The sequence below is a fragment of the Pelotalea chapellei genome (assembly GCF_018531195.1).
GTDB classification, from domain to species: domain Bacteria; phylum Desulfobacterota; class Desulfuromonadia; order Geobacterales; family Pseudopelobacteraceae; genus Pelotalea; species Pelotalea chapellei.
The window spans coordinates 42,104-63,376 of sequence record NZ_JAHDYS010000017.1; the positions used below are offsets into that span (position 1 = coordinate 42,104).

The 21,273-nt window shown below is 53.6% G+C and carries 19 protein-coding genes and 1 pseudogene; 11 read left to right on the plus strand and 9 right to left on the minus strand.

The window, feature by feature from the left end:
* Positions 1-60 precede the first annotated feature (60 nt).
* From KJB30_RS15310 to trmB, 5 genes and pseudogenes are all read right to left on the minus strand, one after another.
* The gene (locus KJB30_RS15310) at positions 61-909 is read right to left on the minus strand and encodes a sugar phosphate isomerase/epimerase family protein (RefSeq protein ID WP_214300911.1); all 849 of its coding nucleotides are present in this window, start codon (positions 907-909) and stop codon (positions 61-63) included.
* Complete coding sequence (locus tag KJB30_RS15315) at positions 909-2,147, minus strand: putative nucleotidyltransferase substrate binding domain-containing protein (protein ID WP_214300913.1); 1,239 nt, start codon at positions 2,145-2,147, stop codon at positions 909-911. The genes KJB30_RS15310 and KJB30_RS15315 overlap by 1 nt, the downstream gene beginning before the upstream one ends.
* Entirely contained in the window at positions 2,147-3,679 is a 1,533-nt protein-coding gene (locus KJB30_RS15320) for a sodium:solute symporter family transporter (protein WP_214300915.1), read from the minus strand. The genes KJB30_RS15315 and KJB30_RS15320 overlap by 1 nt, the downstream gene beginning before the upstream one ends.
* 2 nt (positions 3,680-3,681) lie before the next feature.
* Positions 3,682-4,026, minus strand: a complete 345-nt coding sequence (locus tag KJB30_RS15325; RefSeq protein WP_214300917.1) for a DUF4212 domain-containing protein — start codon at positions 4,024-4,026, stop codon at positions 3,682-3,684.
* A 136-nt stretch (positions 4,027-4,162) separates the two neighbouring features.
* Positions 4,163-4,714 (minus strand): annotated as a pseudogene (gene trmB, locus KJB30_RS15330) (tRNA (guanosine(46)-N7)-methyltransferase TrmB); the annotation flags it as partial.
* Between the two features lie 280 nt (positions 4,715-4,994).
* Between trmB and KJB30_RS15335 the strand changes: the two are divergent.
* From KJB30_RS15335 to KJB30_RS15350, 4 genes are all read left to right on the plus strand, one after another.
* A complete protein-coding gene (locus tag KJB30_RS15335) occupies positions 4,995-5,276 on the plus strand; it encodes a hypothetical protein (RefSeq protein ID WP_214300919.1) in 282 nt (93 codons plus the stop codon).
* A 59-nt stretch (positions 5,277-5,335) separates the two neighbouring features.
* The gene (locus tag KJB30_RS15340; protein ID WP_214300921.1) at positions 5,336-6,106 is read left to right on the plus strand and encodes an enoyl-ACP reductase FabI; all 771 of its coding nucleotides are present in this window, start codon (positions 5,336-5,338) and stop codon (positions 6,104-6,106) included.
* A gap of 150 nt (positions 6,107-6,256) precedes the next feature.
* Positions 6,257-7,879: a GTPase HflX gene (gene hflX, locus KJB30_RS15345; RefSeq protein ID WP_246545729.1), complete on the plus strand. Its 1,623-nt coding sequence runs from the start codon at positions 6,257-6,259 to the stop codon at positions 7,877-7,879.
* A 54-nt stretch (positions 7,880-7,933) separates the two neighbouring features.
* The gene (locus tag KJB30_RS15350; RefSeq protein WP_214300930.1) at positions 7,934-9,322 is read left to right on the plus strand and encodes a penicillin-binding transpeptidase domain-containing protein; all 1,389 of its coding nucleotides are present in this window, start codon (positions 7,934-7,936) and stop codon (positions 9,320-9,322) included.
* A gap of 44 nt (positions 9,323-9,366) precedes the next feature.
* Here KJB30_RS15350 and KJB30_RS15355 read toward each other — a convergent pair whose 3' ends face one another.
* A complete protein-coding gene (locus tag KJB30_RS15355; RefSeq protein WP_214300932.1) occupies positions 9,367-10,107 on the minus strand; it encodes a UDP-2,3-diacylglucosamine diphosphatase in 741 nt (246 codons plus the stop codon).
* A gap of 58 nt (positions 10,108-10,165) precedes the next feature.
* Between KJB30_RS15355 and KJB30_RS15360 the strand changes: the two genes are divergently transcribed.
* Genes KJB30_RS15360 through KJB30_RS15370 form a run of 3 tightly spaced genes read left to right on the plus strand, consistent with a single transcriptional unit; the run spans position 10,166 to position 14,097 of the window.
* Positions 10,166-10,621, plus strand: coding sequence for a UPF0158 family protein (locus KJB30_RS15360; RefSeq protein WP_214300934.1), 456 nt, complete (start codon positions 10,166-10,168; stop codon positions 10,619-10,621).
* A 7-nt stretch (positions 10,622-10,628) separates the two neighbouring features.
* Positions 10,629-11,684 (plus strand): AI-2E family transporter, encoded by a 1,056-nt coding sequence (locus KJB30_RS15365; RefSeq protein ID WP_214300936.1) that lies wholly within the window; start codon positions 10,629-10,631, stop codon positions 11,682-11,684.
* 22 nt (positions 11,685-11,706) lie between these two features.
* On the plus strand, positions 11,707-14,097 hold the full coding sequence (locus KJB30_RS15370; RefSeq protein WP_214300938.1) for a heavy metal translocating P-type ATPase: 2,391 nt from the start codon (positions 11,707-11,709) through the stop codon (positions 14,095-14,097).
* An 87-nt stretch (positions 14,098-14,184) separates the two neighbouring features.
* Here the strand turns inward: KJB30_RS15370 and tpx are convergent, their stop codons facing one another.
* From tpx to KJB30_RS15385, 3 genes are all read right to left on the minus strand, one after another.
* Positions 14,185-14,700, minus strand: a complete 516-nt coding sequence (gene tpx, locus KJB30_RS15375; protein ID WP_214300940.1) for a thiol peroxidase — start codon at positions 14,698-14,700, stop codon at positions 14,185-14,187.
* A gap of 115 nt (positions 14,701-14,815) precedes the next feature.
* Positions 14,816-15,406, minus strand: coding sequence for an NUDIX hydrolase (locus KJB30_RS15380; protein WP_214300942.1), 591 nt, complete (start codon positions 15,404-15,406; stop codon positions 14,816-14,818).
* A gap of 16 nt (positions 15,407-15,422) precedes the next feature.
* Positions 15,423-16,082, minus strand: coding sequence for a YceH family protein (locus KJB30_RS15385; protein ID WP_214300944.1), 660 nt, complete (start codon positions 16,080-16,082; stop codon positions 15,423-15,425).
* 839 nt (positions 16,083-16,921) lie between these two features.
* Here KJB30_RS15385 and KJB30_RS15390 point away from each other — a divergent pair.
* The 4 genes from KJB30_RS15390 to KJB30_RS15405 all read left to right on the plus strand — a co-directional run bounded on the left by KJB30_RS15390 (position 16,922) and on the right by KJB30_RS15405 (position 21,202).
* A complete protein-coding gene (locus KJB30_RS15390) occupies positions 16,922-17,197 on the plus strand; it encodes a hypothetical protein (RefSeq protein WP_214300946.1) in 276 nt (91 codons plus the stop codon).
* 267 nt (positions 17,198-17,464) lie between these two features.
* A complete protein-coding gene (locus KJB30_RS15395) occupies positions 17,465-18,943 on the plus strand; it encodes an FG-GAP-like repeat-containing protein (protein WP_214300948.1) in 1,479 nt (492 codons plus the stop codon).
* Positions 18,940-20,088, plus strand: coding sequence for a c-type cytochrome (locus KJB30_RS15400; RefSeq protein ID WP_214300950.1), 1,149 nt, complete (start codon positions 18,940-18,942; stop codon positions 20,086-20,088). Before KJB30_RS15395 ends, KJB30_RS15400 begins: the two co-directional genes overlap by 4 nt.
* A 22-nt stretch (positions 20,089-20,110) precedes the next feature.
* A complete protein-coding gene (locus tag KJB30_RS15405) occupies positions 20,111-21,202 on the plus strand; it encodes a transporter family protein (protein WP_214300952.1) in 1,092 nt (363 codons plus the stop codon).
* Positions 21,203-21,273: the final 71 nt, after the last annotated feature.

Genomic DNA, 21,273 nt, shown 5'->3' on the forward strand with positions numbered 1-21,273 from the left:
CTGAGAATCAGCTTCTCAGTCTCGTTATCTCCCAGTCTTCATGTCCCGATTCATCAGGATCTATTCTCCCAGCCCTGCACCATATTGTTCGAACTGCTGATCATAATCGACTCTGCTGACCTGCGTATTGGTCTCCTTGCGCAGAAAGGCCAGGATCTCCTGCAGACTCTGCAAGATAATATGCTCTCCCTTGGGAAACTCACGAGGATCAAGCTCCAGTGTAACAGTGTCCTTGTAATCAGTATTGCGCAGGTGGTTCAAAAATCGTGTCAGCGGTAAAGTTCCGTGTCCCGGCAACAGGTGTTCCCGACCATAGCCGTAATCGGAAAAATGAATATTACGGATGCGACCTGTTTCATAACAAAGATAAAAATCGTTGATGAAGTTCGCTTTGCTTGAGCCCATATGGGTACAGTCAAAGGTCATGGCCAGGTTGTGTTCCCGCAGAAACTCGATCAGCCTCTGAGTGTTGGATAGGATGTGCGGATTTATCTTCATCTTACCAACCCAGGGCATGTTTTCCATGGTGACAATAACTTTGCCGTCCAGACCAATCTCCTTCTGGAAGTCGCGAATACTGTAAAGCCAGCGCCAGAACCCAACCTCGAAACTCATCCATGACGGGGGGTGGAAATTGACCAGCGGAATGCCACATTCAGCAGCCAGCATTACACAGCGCTTGAGGGAGTCTATCGGGCCGCCCCATCCATCCAAAGGCATGAAAGGAGCATGAATGGAATGAATGGTTGCAGTCTGCTGCAGAGAGGTGATCAGCTTTACGCAGTTGACCCGTTGGAAGTCCTGATTGATGATCAGCTCGACACCATCGAAGCCTGCTTCTGCCGAAAGTTCAAAAGCTCTGGGTAACGGCAGAATAAACAGTGACCCGGTGGATAGGGAAATCCGCATCAGACAGCTTCCAGAAAGGTATTGAATGCAATGCCGACCTGACGATGAAGTGTGGACACGGTTTCAAGACTTTCTTTGAAACGGTCGAAGAAGGATTTGTCCCAATCCTCCGTATCGAGGCAAAGTACATTCTTTCGCTCCCAATCCGGCCGCAGTGAAGCTTCCTGATCAAGGCGCATCTCATTGAAAAGATGCCACGTTTCCAAAAGCCTTTCTGCCATTTCAACGTTGAGATCCCCACGCCTGAGCAAGCCCCTGATACGATCCGTTGTTGAGGCTTGGGCAACACCCTTGAGCAGGGCCAGGGCAGTAACGGCGGCTGTCAAGGGCAGAAGAGCGTGGCTGAACAGATTGAAATATCCCTGGCAGACCCCCCGCTTTTCATACTTCAGGCCGCCCATGATGCCTAGTCCCCGTGGAAGTTCCAGAAGACGCTTGACCATCAGATCAAGCGACGTATGACTGCTCTTCAGCAGGGTCAGACAATGCTCCCTGAATTCCATTCCAAGACCTTCATCGTGAATAACCGTCTGATCGGCAAGTTTGAGCAGGTCTATGATTTCCTTCAGCGTTCCCTGCCTTATCTTCTGTTCGAGGCCATGACGCCAGAATGCCATGGTGCTGTTCCAGGCAGGATTTCGGGGGGTTACGACATCGTCGGGAAAGAGCCCTGCTTCTTCGAAAGCCTCATGCAGTATCTTGCCAAACAGCCGCAGCGGTACCGTTCCGGAAGCGTCAGTTTCACCATGCACCATCAGCAACGGCAAGCGACTGAAAGGAGAGAATTCCAGTCTGCCGCCGCTTCCGAGCACAACCAGCGTAATGGGAGGCAGCTTGTCCGCGCTCAGACCTAGCTCCTTCTTGGCGTGCCCGACAATGGCAGCACACACTGCCCTGAGAAAAGAATTACTCAGGGTGTAGAAAGCGACAGAGGAACGGTTCTGACCGAAGAAATCATATGCATTTGTATAGAAGTCAGTCAGCAGCTGTTTCAAGTCACGGGGAACAGTAGTCTGTCCAGCCTGATCCATCAAGTTTCTCAAGTTTGCCAGATTAGCTTCGTGAGCAGCTGCTTTCTCTGCCAGATATCGGTCGGCAGCAGCAAAAAGTGCTTCGGCCTGATCCGACAAAAGCATGTCGGTTTTGCTCAAAAGCATCTGCCTGCAGGTGACGGCAAATTCCTCTGCTGATCTCCATGCCTCGAAATCCTTGCCTTTTGATGAAAGAGTGACCGGCATTATTCTTCCTCGCAGTCGTGTACCTGATGGTTGAGGAACGAGCGGATCTTTTGGGAGGGAGGAGCGGTCAACGTGGAAACCAGCATGATGATTACAATCACCAGAGGTGCCCCCAGAAAGGCCGATGAAGTGGCCGGCAAAAGTGTTGTTATGATCGGCACGGAGGTTCCAAGAAGCAAGGGAGCTGAAGTGATACAGACCCCCACAAGCATGCCTGTGATGACCCCGGTGCTGTTGGCCCGCCCCCACCAGATGCCCAGCAGGAACGCAGGAAATATCGTATTCCCGGCCAGTGCGAATGCCAAGGCGGCTATCTCTGCAATCATCATCCTGGTCGGCTGCAGGGCTAACAGCATGGCACCCAGAGCAAGAACCAGAAAAAATGCTTTGGCTGCGTATACTTTATCGCTTTCCGATGCACCTGGCCGAATGAGGCGGGGGTAGATATCATAGGAAAACGATGCGGCACCAGTCAGCATCAATCCGGCCACAGTAGAAAAAGCGGCACTCATTCCGCCCGCCACCAGCAGACCGGTTACCCAAACAGGCAGACCACCATTGGTCGCTGCCGAAAGTATGACCAAATCCGCAGAGGCAAGATCAGAAGGTTTATAGGGAATCCCGCCGGCAGCCTCGAACAGTCGAGCCAGCACAGCATAGGCCGGAGCTGACCAATAGATCAGGGCAATGAAAAAAAGTCCCCATACCAGCCCCCAACGGGCATCCCTGATGCCTGGCACCATGTAGAAACGCGAGAGCACGTGCGGCAAACCGGCCGTACCGAACATGAGTGTGAAGCAGAGGGCAAACCAGGCAAAGGGGGATCCATCGGCAAAAGGTTTCGGCCAGACAAAGCCGAACTGCTGTTGAAGATCAACAATGGCCGCTCCATATCCGAACTGGGGCAGCAGCCAGAAGTAGCCGAGCTTGCGAGTCAGCAGCATGAGCGGCACGATGAAGGCGATGATCAGCACGAAATACTGCAGCTTCTGATTACGGGCCACCCCCAGGGTACCGGATATGAGCACGAAACTTACCACCAGCGAAGCACCAAGAATTACCGCCGGAGCATAGTCAATGCCGAAAAGCCAGGAGACCAGCAAAGCGATGCCCTTGAATTGTGCAACACTGTAGATGACGGAAATGGCAATGGCAATTACAGCAGCCAGCGTGCGGGCTACTTCAGATTCATAGCGAAATGCAACGAAGTCAGGAGCGGTGTACTGTCCGAAACGCCGGATCTGCGAAGCCATCAGCACCAGCAGCAGCACGTATCCGCCGGTCCATCCCACAACAAACGCCATGGCAAAATAGCCCTTAAGATAAAACATCCCGGCCAGTCCGAGAAAACTGGCGGCGCTCATCCAGTTGGTGGCAATCGCTGCGCCAATGCCGACTCGACTGGTGTATCCCCCCGCAAACCCGTATTCCGATACCTGTCTTTTTCTGGTACGCAAACCGGAAATGATAAAAAGGGAGAACAGGCCGATCACGATAGCCAGAGGCAACAACTGTACGGTGGCTGAGCCCATTGCTATCCCTCCCTGCCCGTATCGCCGCGAACGCGGAAACGCAAGGCACTGTCCGGAGCCCGCCCGGCATGGCGGTCCATCCACACATTGAATACCACGCAGAGCACAATAAACCAGAGTGGAAGAAACTGCCCTGTCAGCCAATAAGGGAGGGGCAGATTGAAAAACGTATATCGAGCCAGACCCGCACCCTGCCGGGTGTATTCCAGAAAGAACACCACCCCCTGAAAGCCGACAACAGCCAACAGCCAGGCGCCAAGCACCAGAGCTATCATACGGATTTCAGACCGCGTGCCGGAGCCGCATCGCCTGAGGATGTTCATGTCGTCCCGACCTGTTTTCGTCATGACTCTCCCTTATCAGGTGCTGTTATTTTGAGTTATACTGCGCTGACTCGTTCATTGCTGAAGAGGAAGTCAGATGGAGTGCATTCTCAAGAGACTCCGACGCCCTGGCTGTGTGCCCGTGAAAACGAACACATTTCCGGTAGTGAATGAAGTGGATCTTTTTCCCTTCCGCAAGAAACTTGAGCATGTATTTGGAGAGAGGATATCCCTCCAGTTCATGGCGGTAAAGGTCGGGCTGGAGAACATTTTCGAACCCGGTTACCTCCGGCATCAGGCGGGCCACATCCTGACCGTAATCTTCGAAGTCAGTAGCAAAATGAATGTCAGCGCCCGGCAGCATGAACTGTGACAGGAACAGGATGAACTCCCTGTTAACCAGCCGGCGCTTGCGGTGACGCAGTTTGGGCCATGGGTCAGGGCAGTTGATGAAGATCGCGCTCAGGGATGCCGGCGGAATACAGCGTACAAGAAAACTGCGTGCTTCATCACGCACCACCCGCACGTTTTCCAGCTCCTGTGTATCGATTCTTTTGCAGGTTTTCAGACATCCTTTGTTGTAATAGTCAATGGCAATGAAATTTAACTCTGGACGAAGTTGCGCCATCCTGGCCACAAAATCGCCCATGCCACTGCCGATTTCAAGTGCAAGGGGACGATCGTTGCCGAAGATCTGCTGCCAATCAGGCATGGTAGTCAATTGCTCGGCATTAAGAAAATTGGGGGATGTAATAGGTATTAAATTCACGACATGCGCCTCGTTCCATGGGATAATTGAAAAAATATCACATGTTATGAGTAATTATCACCGCTTTTTGCGATGTCATTAAAAATCATGGCTAAAGAAATGAGCTTTATATTAAAAAAATTGAAGTATCGGCATGGCAACTCCATATAGAAGTTTGTTTACAGGATAGTTTTTGCCTTGCCGCTATGATATTAGGAATCACGCATACAGAACAGGAGACGGCATGGAAGTTTTTGGTGGATTCATGGTAATGATGAGTATTTTAAGCTTTTTTCTGGCGGTAGTATGGCTTGTGATGCCCTTTGTAGTGTTTACCATCAAGGGCAAGCTGGACCGCACCCTTGATGTACTATCGGGAATCGAGAACCGCCTGTCTGTAATAGAGACACGGCTTGCGGCCCTGGACAAAGGGCGTATGGAACAAGATCAAATGCCTGCCCCGGATGCTCCACTTCCCTCTCCGGACACGGAGATCGATCCGCCTGAAACTTTGCCCCTTGCCTGAAACCGGTTTTCTGCTACTATTAGCCATTCCCTTTTTACAATTGATTCGGAGGTTGAAGAATGCCGCTACTGCAGGGCAAAAAAGCACTTATTTTTGGTGTTGCAAACGAGAAAAGCATTGCCTGGTCTATCGCCAGAGCTTTTCACGAACAGGGAGCAGAACTGGCTTTCACCTATGCGGGGAAACCACTTGAAAAACGTGTCAAGCCTTTGGCTGAATCTCTAAATGCGGCAGCTGTTATTTCTTGCAACGTTAGCAGTGATGAAGAAATTGCAAACGTTTTCAAGGAACTTGGCAAAGTATGGGACGGTGTTGACATAATCATCCACGCCGTGGCTTTTGCCAATAAAGATGAACTGAAGGGGACGATCCTCAACACCACCCGCAGCGGTTTTGCAACCGCCATGGATATCAGTGTCTATTCATTCATCAGCATCATGAAGGAAGCCGCGCCGATGATGAAGGGACGCGATGCCTGTGGCCTGACGCTCAGCTATTATGGTGCTGTAAAAGTCTTCCCCAGCTACAACGTCATGGGAGTCGCCAAAGCGGCTCTGGAATCTTCGGTCCGATACCTGGCAGAGGCACTGGGACCGGAAGGAATCCGGGTCAACGCCATCTCAGCCGGCCCAATTCGTACTCTCGCCGCTGCCGGAGTGAACGGTTTTCTAAACATACTTAATCATGTTGAATCCAAGGCTCCCCTGCGTCGCAATGTCACCCAGAAAGATGTAGCCAGCTCCAGCGTCTATCTGTGCAGTGAACTTGCCAGCGGCGTTACGGGAGAGATCCACTATGTTGATGGCGGCTATAACGCCATTGGACTCTAAAAACAGGTTAAGGTTGAGGTTAAGGTTGAGGATAAATGCCTTTGCTCAACCTTGGCCTCAGCCTCAGCCTAACCTGTCTCTCCCCGGAGTATTCCCATTAAAGAACCGATCGGCAATCTTTCAGGTCTCAAGTCAAGCCAGATCAACGCCTTGGAGCGTCTCTACCGCAGACGTGTCCCGCCGGCGGAGTTTTGTACCCAGGAGCTGGCTGCCCGCCTCATAGAACTTTCCAGTGACATCCGTCGCCAAGTTGCCATTCTCATAAACCGGCAGGGCATTGTCGAATATGTTGTTGTCGGTGACGAAAAAGGAGTGGTTATTCCTGAGCTGCGCGATTATCCGCTCGGCAGGAGGACTCTGCGCGGTCTGCGCCTGATCCACACCCACTTGCGCGGCGAGCAGATTACTGAAGATGATCTTACCGACCTGTCACTGTTGCGGCTTGACCTGCTGGCAACTCTGCTGATCCTCCCGGGCAGGGAGCAGATCATGGCACAGCTGGCATGGCTTTCTCCTGCGCCAAGCGGACAGTCGGCCATTACCGATCCGATCATTCCTTTTGATCGCGTTGATCTGGATTTTCATCACTTTGTAACAGAACTAGAGGCAGAGCTGGAAAGGGCTAGCCAGAGTACGGCCCAGGCAGGCAATGCCCTGGAGCGGGCCATTCTTATTTCCGTGACTGTAGAGGGTACTCGCCAGGAGGCGGAGGATTCAATCGCAGAACTTCGAGAACTGGCCCGCACAGCACGCATCGAGGCACTGGATGAATTCATCCAGCGTCCGCGCAGCCTTAACCCCCGATATGTCATGGGCGAAGGGAAAATGCGCGATGTGGTCATCCGGGCATTGCAGCGGGGCGCAACCATGCTGATTTTTGACCAGGAATTAAACCCTGCACAGATACGTTCCATCTCAGCCATGACCGAGCTGAAAGTTATCGACCGCAGCCAGTTGATTCTCGACATTTTCGGTCGCCGGGCCAAAAGTCTGGATGGCAAAGTCCAGGTGGAACTGGCCCAGCTCAAATACCTGCTGCCGCGCCTGACCGGCCGTGGCGTACAGATGTCGCGCCTGATGGGAGGCATCGGTGGACGTGGACCGGGAGAAACCAAGCTGGAGACGGACCGCCGCCGCATTCGTGACCGTATCGCCAGCCTTGAGCGGGATCTGCAGGAACTTTCCCGTGGCCGGGAACAGCGGCGCCGACAGCGCGTCAAAGCCGGCATCCCGATCATCTCGATTGTCGGCTATACCAATGCCGGCAAATCCACGCTCTTGAACGCTCTCACCCAGAGTGAAGTTTTCACTGAAGATCTGCTTTTCGCCACTCTGGATACATCTACCCGCCGCCTTCGCTTTCCAAGAGAACGGGAAGTGATTATTACCGACACCGTCGGGTTCATCCGTTCTCTGCCCAAATCACTCTTGGGGGCATTCAAGGCAACCCTGGAGGAGATGCGCGATGCAGACCTGCTGCTGCATGTGGTTGATGCATCCAACCCACGCTTCGAAGCTCAAGTGAGCCAGGTGGAACGCATCCTGGAGGAGCTTGAATTAGGAGATAAGCGGCAGCTTCTGGTCTTTAACAAGTCTGATCTGCTGACAGGTCTGCGAAAAAGCGACATGCTCGCATTTCTAAGGGTGCGTCATTATGCCAGAAGCAGGGGGGCTATCATGCTTTCGGCACGTGATCGCAAGAGCCTTACACCGCTTGTTGATGAGTTGCAGCGGCTTTTCTGGCCTGAAGAGACAGCTCCCCTCACTGATTGACAACGCCCGTTATTTGCCTGTATAGTTCCACTATCTTACTCAATTCGGAACCTTATGCAGGACCTCAAAAATTTAACTCCTAAAAAACGTTTTCCCGGCTTCAAATCGACCGGTTCCAGTACCGTCAATAGAAGAATAGCTACAGGTGAACACTTCAGCCACCTTCGTCCCCCCAGAGGCAAGCGCCTGAAGAAGCTCAAACACCTGCTCCTGTTTCTGGCTATTGTTCTGGCGCTGACCCCGGTCTGCATGCTGGTCTTCAACCAGGCCCCCCGTGCAGCAAAGTCCCTCGCCACCTGGCTCAAAATGGGCGCACCTGCCTCCCCCACTATTGCCGAAGCAGCCAAGCCGCCCGCGGTAAGCAGTTTCGGAGTTGCCAGCCAGCTACTCGACTCTGCCACAGTCGAAGGTGAAGGATTGATTGCGCGGACCCCAGCCGGCGACACGCTTCATTACACCATTCGAAACGACCTGCAACAGCGCATTCACGGCTTCATGGCCGCCAACAAGGTTCCATATGGTGTGGTTGTAGCCATAGAACCCGCCACCGGCCGTATTTTGGCAATGACCTCCTATTCATCAGTTGATCCGAATTGGTCACAAAACTCGTTTTTCGACCTGTATCCAATGGCATCGCTCTTCAAGATCGTGACCGCCTCAGCCGCCTTGGAAAACGGAAAAATGACCCCTGAAACCGTGGTCGAATTCCGTGGCAATTCCTACTCGGAAAACCCGCGCTATTGGGAAGCCAGCCCGCGCGGCAGGAACAACCGCATGGATGTCACCCATGCTCTGGGTAAATCTATCAATCCGGTCTATGGCAGGGTAGCAGCAGACATTGCCGGAAAAGCATTCGTACTTGAATCTGCACATAAATTCGGCTTCAACCAGGCACTGCTTCCCGGCACTCCGGCCAAGGTAAGCCACGCGACCGACCCCCAGAGTGTTCACGACCTGATGTTGATGGGTGCCGGACTTGATCACGAGGTCAAGATTTCGCCGCTGCATGCCGCAGTGATGATGGCTGCCATAGCCAATGGCGGTAAGATGATGTTTCCAGGACTAACGGAAAAGGTACTTGATTCGGGCGGGACAGCCAAAGAGACTCATAAACCTCTGGCAATCCGCCAGCTGGTATCACCGGAAACAGCATCGTCTCTGACCCGCATGTTGACCAGCACCGTTACACATGGCACCTCCCACAAGGCATTCCATGACCGTCGCGGTCGTCCACTTATTGAAGTTGATATTGCTGCCAAGACCGGCTCCATCAACGGCACTGATCCGCGAGGGCATTATTCCTGGTTCGCCGCCTTCGCACCGGTTCGCAATCCCAAAATTGCGCTTGCCGCGCTGGTTATCAATCAGGATAAATGGAAGATAAAATCATCACAGGTGGGAGAGCAGGCCTTGCAGGAGTTCTTTGACAAGGACACGCCATAAGAGATGGGCACATAAGAATTACAAGTGTCTTCTGATTCTATAATTCAGGCAACTTCAGTGTTATCGGGAAGGTAGTTTTTCAGGAGCAGCTCTCCTGCTATCATCTCGCCATAGGTAAAATGTTCGATCCAGTCCCCCAGGGAAAGAATGGTAAAAGGCAAGCCGGTCAACTGTTCCCTGAAGGCCAGATGAAAATGGCCGACAACCAGCCCCTCCCCCCCCTGCTGACGAACTGAATCAGCATATGAACGAATGATCCGGCGATAATCCCATCGTTCAGTCTTGGTACCATAGGTGGCACGACTGCGCCGTTGCAAATGTTCCTTGACGACAAGCGCCAGGGATGGTGGAAAGAGCTTGACCGCCAATGCCGTAACTGGGTTGTGCAGTAACAGCCTCAAAAAGCGGTAACCCCGGTCGGCCGAGTTGATCTGGTCGCCATGGCAGAGATACAGTCGACGCCCCTGCACCATCCGTAAAGCCGGGCCGGTATGAATCTCAGCAGCGAGCTGTTCTCTGAAAACAGGCCCGAGATGAAAATCATGATTGCCCTCGAAGTAGATCAGTCGCCAGCCGTTTTGCTTCAGACACAACAATGCTTCAATCAAAGCATCATGCTGCCGAAACGGGTTTGAAGGAAAACCGAGCCAGAAATCAAAAAGGTCGCCCATAATGAAAAGTTCCCCGGCCTCCCCTTTCAGCTCGTGTAGAAATTGCAGCAACAAACGGTAGTTGTGGTCGCTGGGTGTCACCAGATGGGCATCGGCAATAAAGATAGTACGCATGGGGTGGATTGTGCTGTCACTCCTCGCATATGTCAACAGGGAATAGAGGAAGATCGATATGGCTTTTGTGCATAATGTTGAAATAGAGTGGGATGAATTAGTGAATGCATTTACCAACCTGCGTGGCGATCAGGTTCATTTTCTCGACCGTCAGACCGGTGAAGTCTTTCATGTTCCTGCAACACTGGAGGATGAGGATTTCTGGCGTCAGATGGAAACGAATCGGGAGCGATTCCTGGAAATTCCCCGCATGGATTACGGTGTTGAACGGCAATTCATGACCGGCTTCATTGGAGCAGTGGAAGATGGAGGGCTCAAAAAGATCCTCAACGGTTCCATAAGCGGGGCTAAACCCTATGGCAAGCTCAATGACATCATTTCATTTTTCCCTGAAGAATCTGAGCGTCTCCAGGAGATGAAGGACGAATTTCTCACCAGCCGCGTCAAACACTGGCTTGAAGCAAACAATCTCTACACCATCGACGCTGACATGATCCGCATCCCCCGCCTGTGAGGACGCGATGAGCCACTCCCACCAAAGTATCCACCGCAGCGACTACGGCAGGCTGATAGCAATAATCCTGATCCTCTGCCTGTTAGCCGCTGCCGGCTATGCCCTGCAGCACACCATTTCCTGCTTCCTGCTCTCCTGGGTCATAGCATACCTGCTGGATCCGATTCTGATATACGCCGAAAAGCGCAGGATCCAGCGCGTCTACGCCCTTGGATTGATGTACTTTTTCCTCGGTATTCTGACTGTTTTTTTTCTGACATTCATGGTGCCCAAACTTACCATCGGCTGGAACAGCTTCATTCATGATCTGCCGCTCTATATACAGAAGCTGAAACAGCTCGCCCTGGAATGGAGAAGCCGAATTCCTGATCGTACCGGATCTGAAGAGATCCAGTGGCTGATCGATACCTTTTCGGGCAACATCGACAAGGCAGCCGACAAAACCGGTGCAGTGGCCTATACCTTCGGCACCAGCATTTTCTTCAATCTATTCAACATCGTACTCTCGCCGATTCTGGTCTTCTTCATGCTGTACTACAAGCAGATCATCCTGGATACCGTCGCATCCTGGATTCCGGAACATCGCCGGGAAATGATCATCGGCATCGGACTTGAAGTAAACAGCAGCATCGGCGGGTATCTGCGCGGCCAGGTCATCGTATCCCTCATCGTGGCCGTCTGTGCCTCACTGGCACTCTTTGTCATGGATATCCCCCATCCCATATTCTGCGGCATCTTTGCCGGTGCAGCTTCGATACTGCCGTTCATCGGCGTATTTATCGCCATCCTGCCGGCCCTGTTCTTCGCCTGGTTCAAATACCAGACCATAGCGGTACTGGCAAAAACAGGCATTGCCTTTGCGGTGATATACTTTCTGGAAGGGTACATCATCAAGCCGCTGGTCTTCAAACAATCCATGAACCTCAACCCGCTGGTGACCATCATCATGGTCATGGCACTGGGTGAATTGCTCGGATTCTGGGGAATCCTCCTCGCCCTGCCGATAGCGGCCGCCATAAAAATTGCCTGGGGGCACGTCATCAGAGGTGATTTCAACAGTTAATTCCAAAGCGTGATGGATTCCCATGACTACATCTACAATGAAAATCACCGGCATGTCCTGCGCAAGCTGCGCTTTGCGTATCGAAAGATCCCTCACCGGCCGCAGCGGAATCTCCTCCGCAATCGTTAATTTCGCCATGGAGGAATTAACCGTCACCCATGACGAAACGGTTTCCCGCCATGATATCGCAGAGCAGGTTAATAGCCTGGGATACGACGTGATTCTTCCTGAACCGCCGGGTGAACTTAATTTCGGTGTAGCAGGCCTGCACTGCGCCTCCTGCGTTAATACTCTAGAAACAAAGCTGCTTGAAAACCCCGCCATCAGCACCGCCGTGATCAATCTTGCAACAGAAAGCGGCTTCGTCCGCTTTGATCCACAGCGCCTTTCTCCTGCAGAAATTTTTGCAATTGTTCATTCGGCAGGCTACACACCGCTGGAATCGGGTAGAGACAGCGATGCCTCTGCAAATGAGGACCTTCGTTCCCAGCGGACCTGGTTCATCTTCGCGCTGGCCGCCTCGTTGCCGATCATGTTGACCATGGGGATGCACGACAACCGTGCCGTCATGCAGCTCAATCTTCTACTGGCAACAGCTGTTCAGTTCTCGGCTGGGCTCATATTCTACAAAGGTGCCTGGGCAGCCATCAGGAACCGCAGCGCAAACATGGATGTGCTGGTGGCATTGGGCACCTCGGCAGCCTATTTCTACTCGCTTCTGGCCTATGCCGGACTGCTGGGCCCTGCCAGGGAAGTTTTTTTCGAAACTTCCGCCATGCTGATTGCCTTCATTCGCCTTGGTAAGTATCTGGAGGCACGGGCACGGGGCAAAGCGGGCGAGGCCCTCAAAAAGCTGCTGCACCTGCAGGCGGACAAAGCCCGTCTGGTGACGGAAGATGGAGAAAAAGAGGTGCCCGCCTCCATCATCCGTGTCGGTGATGTGGTGCTGGTGCGACCGGGCGAGGCAATCCCTGTTGACGGCGAGATCATCGAGGGCAGCGGCGCTGTTGATGAAGCCATGGTCACCGGGGAGTCCATGCCGGTACTGAAGCAGGTTGGGGACACGGTAACCGGCGCCACCATCAGCAAGGGGGGAGTGCTGCGGGTACGTGCAACCAGAGTAGGCGAAGCAACCCTGCTTTCCCAGATCGTTCGCATGGTTCGGGAAGCGCAGGGGGACAAGGCGCCCATCCAGCGCTTTGCCGATGCAATCTCAAGCTGGTTCGTGCCGGCAGTCATCGTGCTGGCACTGGCTACTTTCGGAATCTGGTTTTTCCTGTTGCAGTCAGATTTTCTCGCAGCTTTCAAATTTGCCATTGCAGTAATTGTCATTGCCTGCCCCTGCGCAATGGGACTGGCCACCCCCACCGCCATCATGGTCGGAAGCGGTGTGGCCCTGGCACGCGGCATCCTCGTAAAAAAAGGGTCTGCACTTGAAATCATCTCAGGCCTGCAGGTTTTGCTGCTGGACAAAACCGGCACCCTGACTGCCGGCTCCCCCGGCATGACAGATCTGGTACCGGTTGCACGCACTGTAGACCCGGATCGCCTGCTTGAATGCCTGGCAACGGCAGAGGCGCATTCCAGCCACCCCCTGGCCCAGGCTGCCGTCAAGGCTGCAGCAGATGCCGGCATACAGCCGGGTGAAGCCTCTGATTTCGAAGAACGGGGGGGCTACGGCATCACCTGCACCTATGCCGGACTGCGCCTTTCGGTCGGAAATGAGCGGCTGATGAAAGAGGCGGGAGTGAGCCTGGCCCCATTGTCGGAAAAAGCCGCCGAACTTGCCAGTGCAGGAAAATCCCTGCTTTTTGTAGCAGCCGATACCACCCTGGTTGGCGTTGCAGCTTTTGCAGACACCCTCAAGCCGAGCTCGCGTAAAGCCGTGGCCGAATTGAAGGGAATGGGCATCACAACAATCATGATAACCGGCGACCACCATGATGTGGCCGAAGTGGTGGCGCGTCAGGCGGGTGTTGACAATTTCGAAGCAGACGTGCTGCCGGACCGCAAGCAGCAGGTGGTCAGGGAGTACCAGCAGAAAGGCTATATCACCGGCATGGTGGGTGACGGCATCAACGATGCGCCGGCCCTGGCCAGCGCTGAGATAGGCATTGCCATCGGTGGCGGTACAGATGTAGCCAAGGAAACCGGCGACATCGTACTGATGCGGGACGACCTGCTGGACGTGGTCCGCGCCATCAAAATCGGCCGTGCAACCCTGACCAAGGTCAAACAGAACCTGTTCTGGGCACTCTTCTACAACATCCTCGGCATTCCCGTAGCCGCCGGTTTCTTCTCACACTACGGCATCACCCTCAAACCTGAATATGCAGGACTGGCCATGGCCTTTTCTTCGGTTTCGGTGGTGATGAATTCGATCCTGCTCAAACGGGTTGCAAGGGGGCTGTAAATCGGAGATTTGGGGACTGGTGGCTTCAATACAAAAGCCCTCCTGATACGGGAGGGCTTTCGTATTTGTACATCATGAAAAAGCGGATTACAGTAAAGCCTTGGCTGCAGCGATGGCCGCTGCATAATCCGGCTCGCTGGTAACCTCCTGGACGATCTGGATGTAACGGATCGTATCGTTTGCATCGACGACGAAGATGGCACGGCCAAGCAGCAGCAGCTCTTTGATAACCACGCCATAGGCATCTCCAAAAGAGCGTTCACGATAATCGGAAAGGGTGGTTACCCGCTCGATGCCGGCCGCCCCGCACCACCTTTTCTGGGCAAATGGAAGGTCGAGACTCACGGTCAGTACAACCACATTTTCCGGTAGAGCGGCAGCTTCCTGGTTGAAGCGACGGGTCTCGGTGTCGCAGACAGGTGTGTCCAAAGAAGGTACCGAACTGATGATGCGAATTTTTCCGGCAGAGCTTGCCAGAGTTACTGGCGCCAAACCATTATCCACCACCCGGAAATCGGGAGCCTTGTCTCCAACCTTCAGCTCAGGGCCAAGCAGTGTCATGGGATTGCCTTTAAAGGTAATGATTCCGGTCCTCTCGTTCATGTGTATCCTCCTTGATTGAAATGATGCTGCCAGGAGCCTGTCGGACTAAGGACCGATAGGCTCCTTTAGTGTACGTCATCCCTTTCGGTATGCAACGTCTTACCATTACCGCCAGTCAGCGTCCAGCAGACTGTTGGCAGCAGGTTTCCAAAAACTGCACCACAAATCGATACGTCAGCCCCCACAAAACCGGTGTATGAGCCTGGGGAAGCTGAATGGCAGGCACTTCATGATCGCTTGCGTCAAAATGGACTGTGGCGGTGACATGCCGTTCAGGAGCTGTCAAACAGCTCAAACTGACCCAGAAAACAGAATGCACTTCTTCATTGGGAACCGGAGCAGCACAACTGCCATTAATACCATACACAAAGCAGGCCACCCGTACCGGCAGCGTCATGCCGCTGATTTCGGTCAGCCGCCCGAGATAACAGGCGCGGGAGAGATCAAGACCAATCTCTTCCATGACTTCCCGCTCAGCCGCCTGACGCGGCTCCTCCCCCTGCTCCAGCCTCCCTCCCGGAAATGCAAGATGTCCGGACCAGGGATCGAGTTCATGGGTAGCGCGCTGAATGAACAGCATCTCCATCCCGTCACTTCCCTGCCGCAGCACCAGTGCCACGGCAGCGGGCGCGCGCCCTGTGACATCAAAGGTTGGCAGGTTACATGCAGCCAGACGGCTGGCAATTTGATCAAAATCGTTCGTCATGCTTTCCCTGCCCATGCTACTCAAACTGACGCCTGAATTCATCCATCGACCGGCTCAATCCAGCAACCTCTTCACGCAAGGCAGCAACTTCTTCCTCCAAACGGGCGATGCGCTCATTCTCAGCCATCACGCGCACCCTTGCAGCTTCGGGAGCCGGAGTATGATCCTCATCGGCAACATCAGCCGGCCCGCAGAGCAGATGAGCGTAGCGACACTCTTTGCGCCCCGGCTGACGCGCCAGGCGAGTGATCATCGGCTGTTCCCGGTCCATCAGCTCCGTCAGCACATCTTCCACCGCCGACGCATCTGCAAAGGCATGCATCCGCTCACAGCGTCCGCGCAGTTCGCCCACTGTCTGTGGGCCTCGCACCAGCAACTCGCAGAGAGGAGCCAGTTCGGCCGGAACCAACTGTAATTTTTCACTGAGGATATGTCGATACTTCGGCACTCGTCCGCCATCGGCAGATAGTACCGCCAGTTGTTTAAAACGCAAGCCATCCAGGGCACGCACCACCGCAACTTCTTCCAGTGCCATGACAGGTTCACGGTTCGATTTCTGGTTGCAGGCATTCGTCAACGCATTCAGCGATAAAGGGTAGTACTCAGGTGTGGTCATTTCCTTTTCAATCAGACATCCCAGCACCCTCGCCTCAATAGGATCAAGCACTATTTCCACTAATTGTTCCTCACTTTCCATTCTCGAATCAAAATAGTATATCAGGGTGAAGCCTGAAATACATGTGCGATGTTTAACTGAAACCGCCTTAGGTTGACACTAGCAGAAAGAGCGGGCATTAACTAATTTTCGACCGAAAGGGTTCTTTTTCGCCCTGGGGCGTCAATCTTCGTGCTGACTTGTGCGGCGTACCAATGTACGGCCGCGTAATCCCTCGATTTCCTTGCCAGGACCAAAAATTTCTCCTTTCCAAATCGGAATCCAGTAGTTTCCATCCATGTAATGGTCTGCCTCCGTTTCATTAATCGGTGTCCATGCGCCATGATGGTCAGTCAATATCCATCAACAAACGAGAGGAGGTCAAGGTGAACGTTAGCATTGTAGATTTGGACATTGCAAAAAATATTTTCCATATTGTCTGTTTCAACGAACGGTTTAAAGAGCTTCGTAAATGCACGTCCCACCGTAATCAGGTTTTGCCATTCGCTAACATGCCGTCGGCTTTATCGGCATGGAAACATGCACATACATTGAGGAGAGCCATGGCAAGCAGTTTGCGTCCATTTGCGCAGCATTATATTTCTTGCCGGATGTTGCAAAGTTAAGTTAATAATTGGCATATTAAAGATCTAAAATAAAATTGCGAATCAAATATTTTGGCACCTTTCCATATTCAACTTGCAATCTGTCGCACGAGTACCAAGAGAACAAAGGCAACTGCGTGGCACGATCTGCTCATGTAAATAAATCTTTGGCTTCGCTGCAAATTCTGGCCGTCATACTCCTTCAACTATATGTCTTCGCTCCCTCCATGGCGCAACTGCTGAAAACGGAGGGGCGTGCGCACGGATGTTCAGGAGATCATGGGTTATGCGGTTGCTCGCCTGAACGTATTGCCAGTCACACCTGCTGTTGTTATCAATCAAAAAAAATCAGCGAATCAGAAAATTTGCAAAATCTCCACCACCACACAAACGATGGGGACACCGAGCAGGAGGAAGGTGAATCCGATTCAAGTTGTTTTCTGCGCGCCGCCCCTTGCGGAACCCAGCCAGCCTTTAATGCAGCATCATCACTCGATCTCAAATTCATACAGCAAGGCCTGTTACAAATAATTCCTCCTGCCAGCCGTGTATCCCGCTTTCCCTCGCAGGCGATAACATTGCGTGGCCGATCTGTCGAACCGCCTGTTCCCCCTCCAAAACTTTCCCTCTTCTCCTGACCCTAATAGCAGCATAAGTATGTTAACGATGGGCTTCTGCTGGTCCAATCAATGGGATAAGTACGTTTACGAAAGCGGCTTTTACCTCGGCAATTTCAGTATTTTTATTAATTAAATTCTATTCACACTTAATCTACCAAGCACTTTTCGGGAGTCAGATATGAATCTTGCGAAAATATACGCGACACTAGCCTTGTGCATCCTGACACTACAAGGATGCAGCAACGCTTTTTCGCCGTCCGTAACCAGCAGCACACCGGCCAAGGCGGTTGCCCTGCAAGGGAGCCAGCAGGGGCAAAGCGGCGGGCTGGCGGATTATGACGGCGACGGGATGGACGATATGATGGTGGGGGCGCCCTATGCCAAGAGTGACGGAACCGTGGGGGCGGTCCTGATTTACAAGGGAAGCGCCAACGGCTTTGATACCAAGTCGACCTGGATACTGACCGGTGACGACAACTTCGGGTTCTCGCTCGTGAACCTGGGGGACGTGGACGGCGACGGCAAGGCAGATTTTGCGGTGGGGGCCTATAACGGCGACGGCGCGGATGTTTCGCTTTCCGGCAGTGTTACCATCTATAAAGGGGGCGGCAGCGGCAAGGTCATCGCCAAGCTGGCGGGAGATGATGCTTTGGACAAATTTGGCCTGTCCATCAGCGGTGGCTGCGACCTCAACGGCGACGGCATCAAGGACATCATCATCGGGGCGCCATACAATTCACCTGCGCCCGAGCGCTATCAGGGCGGCGCGGTTTACGTTTATTTCGGGCCCGATTTCAAGGAGACCACCCGCATCAAGCTTCCTGCCAGCACTACCAGCACGGGGATCGGGGGCACTGTAGCCTGCGGAGATCTGAACAACGACGGCATCGGCGATCTGATCGTCGGCGCCTCCGGCAAGGTCCAGGTCTATTACGGCAAACCCGGTCTCAATCCTTCTACCAGCACTCCGGATTTGACCATCACAAGCAGCGACAGCAAGTTCGGCACCGCCCTGGCAGTAATCAAGGACTTGAATGGTGACGGCTTTAATGAGCTGGTCATCGGAGCTCCACAGGCGACCGTATCACTGAACAGCATCAACACGGCCCGGGTCGGCCGGGTCTACATAGTCAAGGGAGGAAGCGGTACCCGCACTATCAATCTGGCTTCGCCGGGCAGCGACATTCTCACCAGGATCAACGGCGCTGGTTATTTTGACTTTTTCGGCAGTACCATCACGCCGGTAGGAGATATGGATGGCGACGGGAAACCGGATCTGGCCATTGCGGCCATCAACGCCGACAAGGACGGCGCAACATCCGTCGCCACCGGCCTCACCAGCGGCAAGGTTTACCTGATCAAGGGCAAGGACCTCAAAACCGACGGCGGTGTGACTCCCATTACCGGCGCCACGGCCTTCAATGGTTCCGCAGCCAACATGCGTTACGGCACCTTCATGGCGCCTTTCACCAGAAACGGCCCCAAGCTCCTGGTAGGTGCGCCAACGGTAAACCGGCAGTCAGGTTGCATCTATGGTATCAGCCTTGAAGAGGGAAGCTCCGTTATGCCAGCCTTCCAGGCCGATGGCAGCGACAATTCCACCACCGGCCATGACTGCTGTGCTAAAACCCTGTCAAAGGGAGGCAAAGGATTATGAAACGAAACTTCTACATGGCATGTGTAATATCCCTTGTCTTGGGAGGATTAGTTTGGGCCGTCGCGGGGCTTGACGGCGCTGCCCTTTACGCCGCCAACTGCGCCGGCTGCCACGGACCGCTGATCGGTTCCGGTAAAAATGGGGCCGATGTTTCCCGCATACAAACGGCTATCGGCAACAACATTGGCGGCATGGGGACTCTCTCACTGCGCGCGGACCAGATCCAGGCCATTGTCGATGCCCTGGCGCCCTCCACCGTCTATGACGCAGGCAACTTCACCGTTGATGGCCGCAAATGGCAACCGCTTCCCACCGGGCATGTGGCCGGCAAGGACAACGGCCCCGGCGATGCGATCCATCATCCCGGCGACGACTGCGGCATCTGCCATACGCCGGGCGGCAAGGCGGGCAGCAAGGTCTGGACCATGTCCGGCACCGTCTATGACAGCAGGGCCGCACGCACAACACTGGTTGGAGCTGAGGTGATTTTTCAGAACATCAGCGGCAGGACCTTCAGCATGACCACTAATGAAGTGGGCAACTTCTGGACCGACAAACCCTTCTTCAACAACCCCAATAACTCCAATTCGGCCAACTGGAATTACAAGGCCTGGGTCAAGTACGGCAATAGTTACCGTCCCATGGTCAGTATCGCCCCGGTCGGCGGCGGCCGGATGAGTTGCAGCATGCACCATGCCGGGATGGGCAGCCGCGGAGGGCTGTGGGCCCTTGCTACCAGCACCCTCAAATCCTATCCGGCCATGGGACTCAGCTATCGGAAGCACATCTTTCCGATTCTAAGGAGCAAGTGCGCCCCCTGCCATATTCCCGGCGATACAACCGCCAGGGCTCCTGTCGGAGATCCGCCTTTCGATTACAGCAAGGGACTGGACTTGATGACCTTTGAAGGGTCCGCTGTGTTCGTTCCGGCCTATACTCCGCACGGATCCGGGCCTGTACCGGATAAAACCTGGGTCAAAGGAGGTATTTTGAACGTTGTCAACATCACATCTCCTGCGTCAAGCCTACTGCTGGCCAAGACTCTGAACGGCGCCACCCACGGCGGTGGAAGCTTCTGGAGCAATCAGGATGCCGACTACAAGGCGATCCTGCAATGGATTGCCGAAGGAGCGCGTAAGAACTGATGAAATATATCAAGGAGCCAACATGAAAAAATATACGATCTGCCTCTCACTATGCCTGATGTTGACCTGCGGGGCAGCCGGGGCCTTTGACATGGACGACATGCACATGGATCAAGAACAACATGCCCATACGGGCCACGACATGAGCAGCCACATGGGGCCCGGTTTCCAGATGGTTTTCAATCCCGCCTTCAGTGACGACATCTACCATGTACACCCGGCCGGTATGTGGATGGTCAGTTACAAGTTCATGCATGTAAACATGGATGGCCTGCAGGAAGGTACAACAAACATCCCTGCCGGGGTAGTCAGCCCGCAAGGCAGCAAACCTTATGGTTTTATGATGACCCCAACCCGGATGAGCATGGACATGCAGATGTTAATGTTGATGTACGGGGTCAGTGACGATTTGTCAGTAATGGCTATGGCCAGTTACCAGAGCATGACAATGGACATGCTGATGAATATGGGGGCGGGAAATATTCCCAGTGCCCCCATGCGAACGAGCGGTTTTGGTGATACGGAACTAAGAGGAATATACAAGATCAACGGTTATCTGGTCGGCAGTCTTGGACTCAGTATCCCTACCGGCGACACCCATCAACAGATCGAGATGATGAGCCGGACATTTCGGGCCCCCTATGATATGCAACTCGGTTCGGGCACTTTCGATCTAAAGCCAGCCCTGACCTACAGTGCTTTGAGTGATGACGCGCTCTGGAACTGGGGCGGGCAGGTCATGTACACCTATCACCCCGGCAACAATGACGACGGCTACAAGTTGGGCAACAACACCAAGCTGACCACCTGGCTCCAGCGTGCCCTGGGACCGGCCAGCGCCTGGCTGCGCCTGACCTTCAACGATACCGGCCGCATTCACGGACAAGACCCCGAGATAGCCAAGATGCTCGACTCTGTCAATGGTGCCTCAATGCCCGATGCCGATCCCGCCAACTACGGTGGGCAACGACTGGACGGTCATCTAGGGATGAGCTATGCCAAGGGGCCTTTCAGCTTCGGAGTCGAAGGCGGAATACCGCTTTTTCAGGATGTGAATGGTCTGCAGTTGGTTAACAGCTGGTATCTCACCACTGGTTTGCAGGTGATGTTTTGACGGGTGGATTTGACCTGTAAACGGCAGGTCGCCTGTAGAAGACGCTGATAAAAGACTTGATGGAGGGCAGG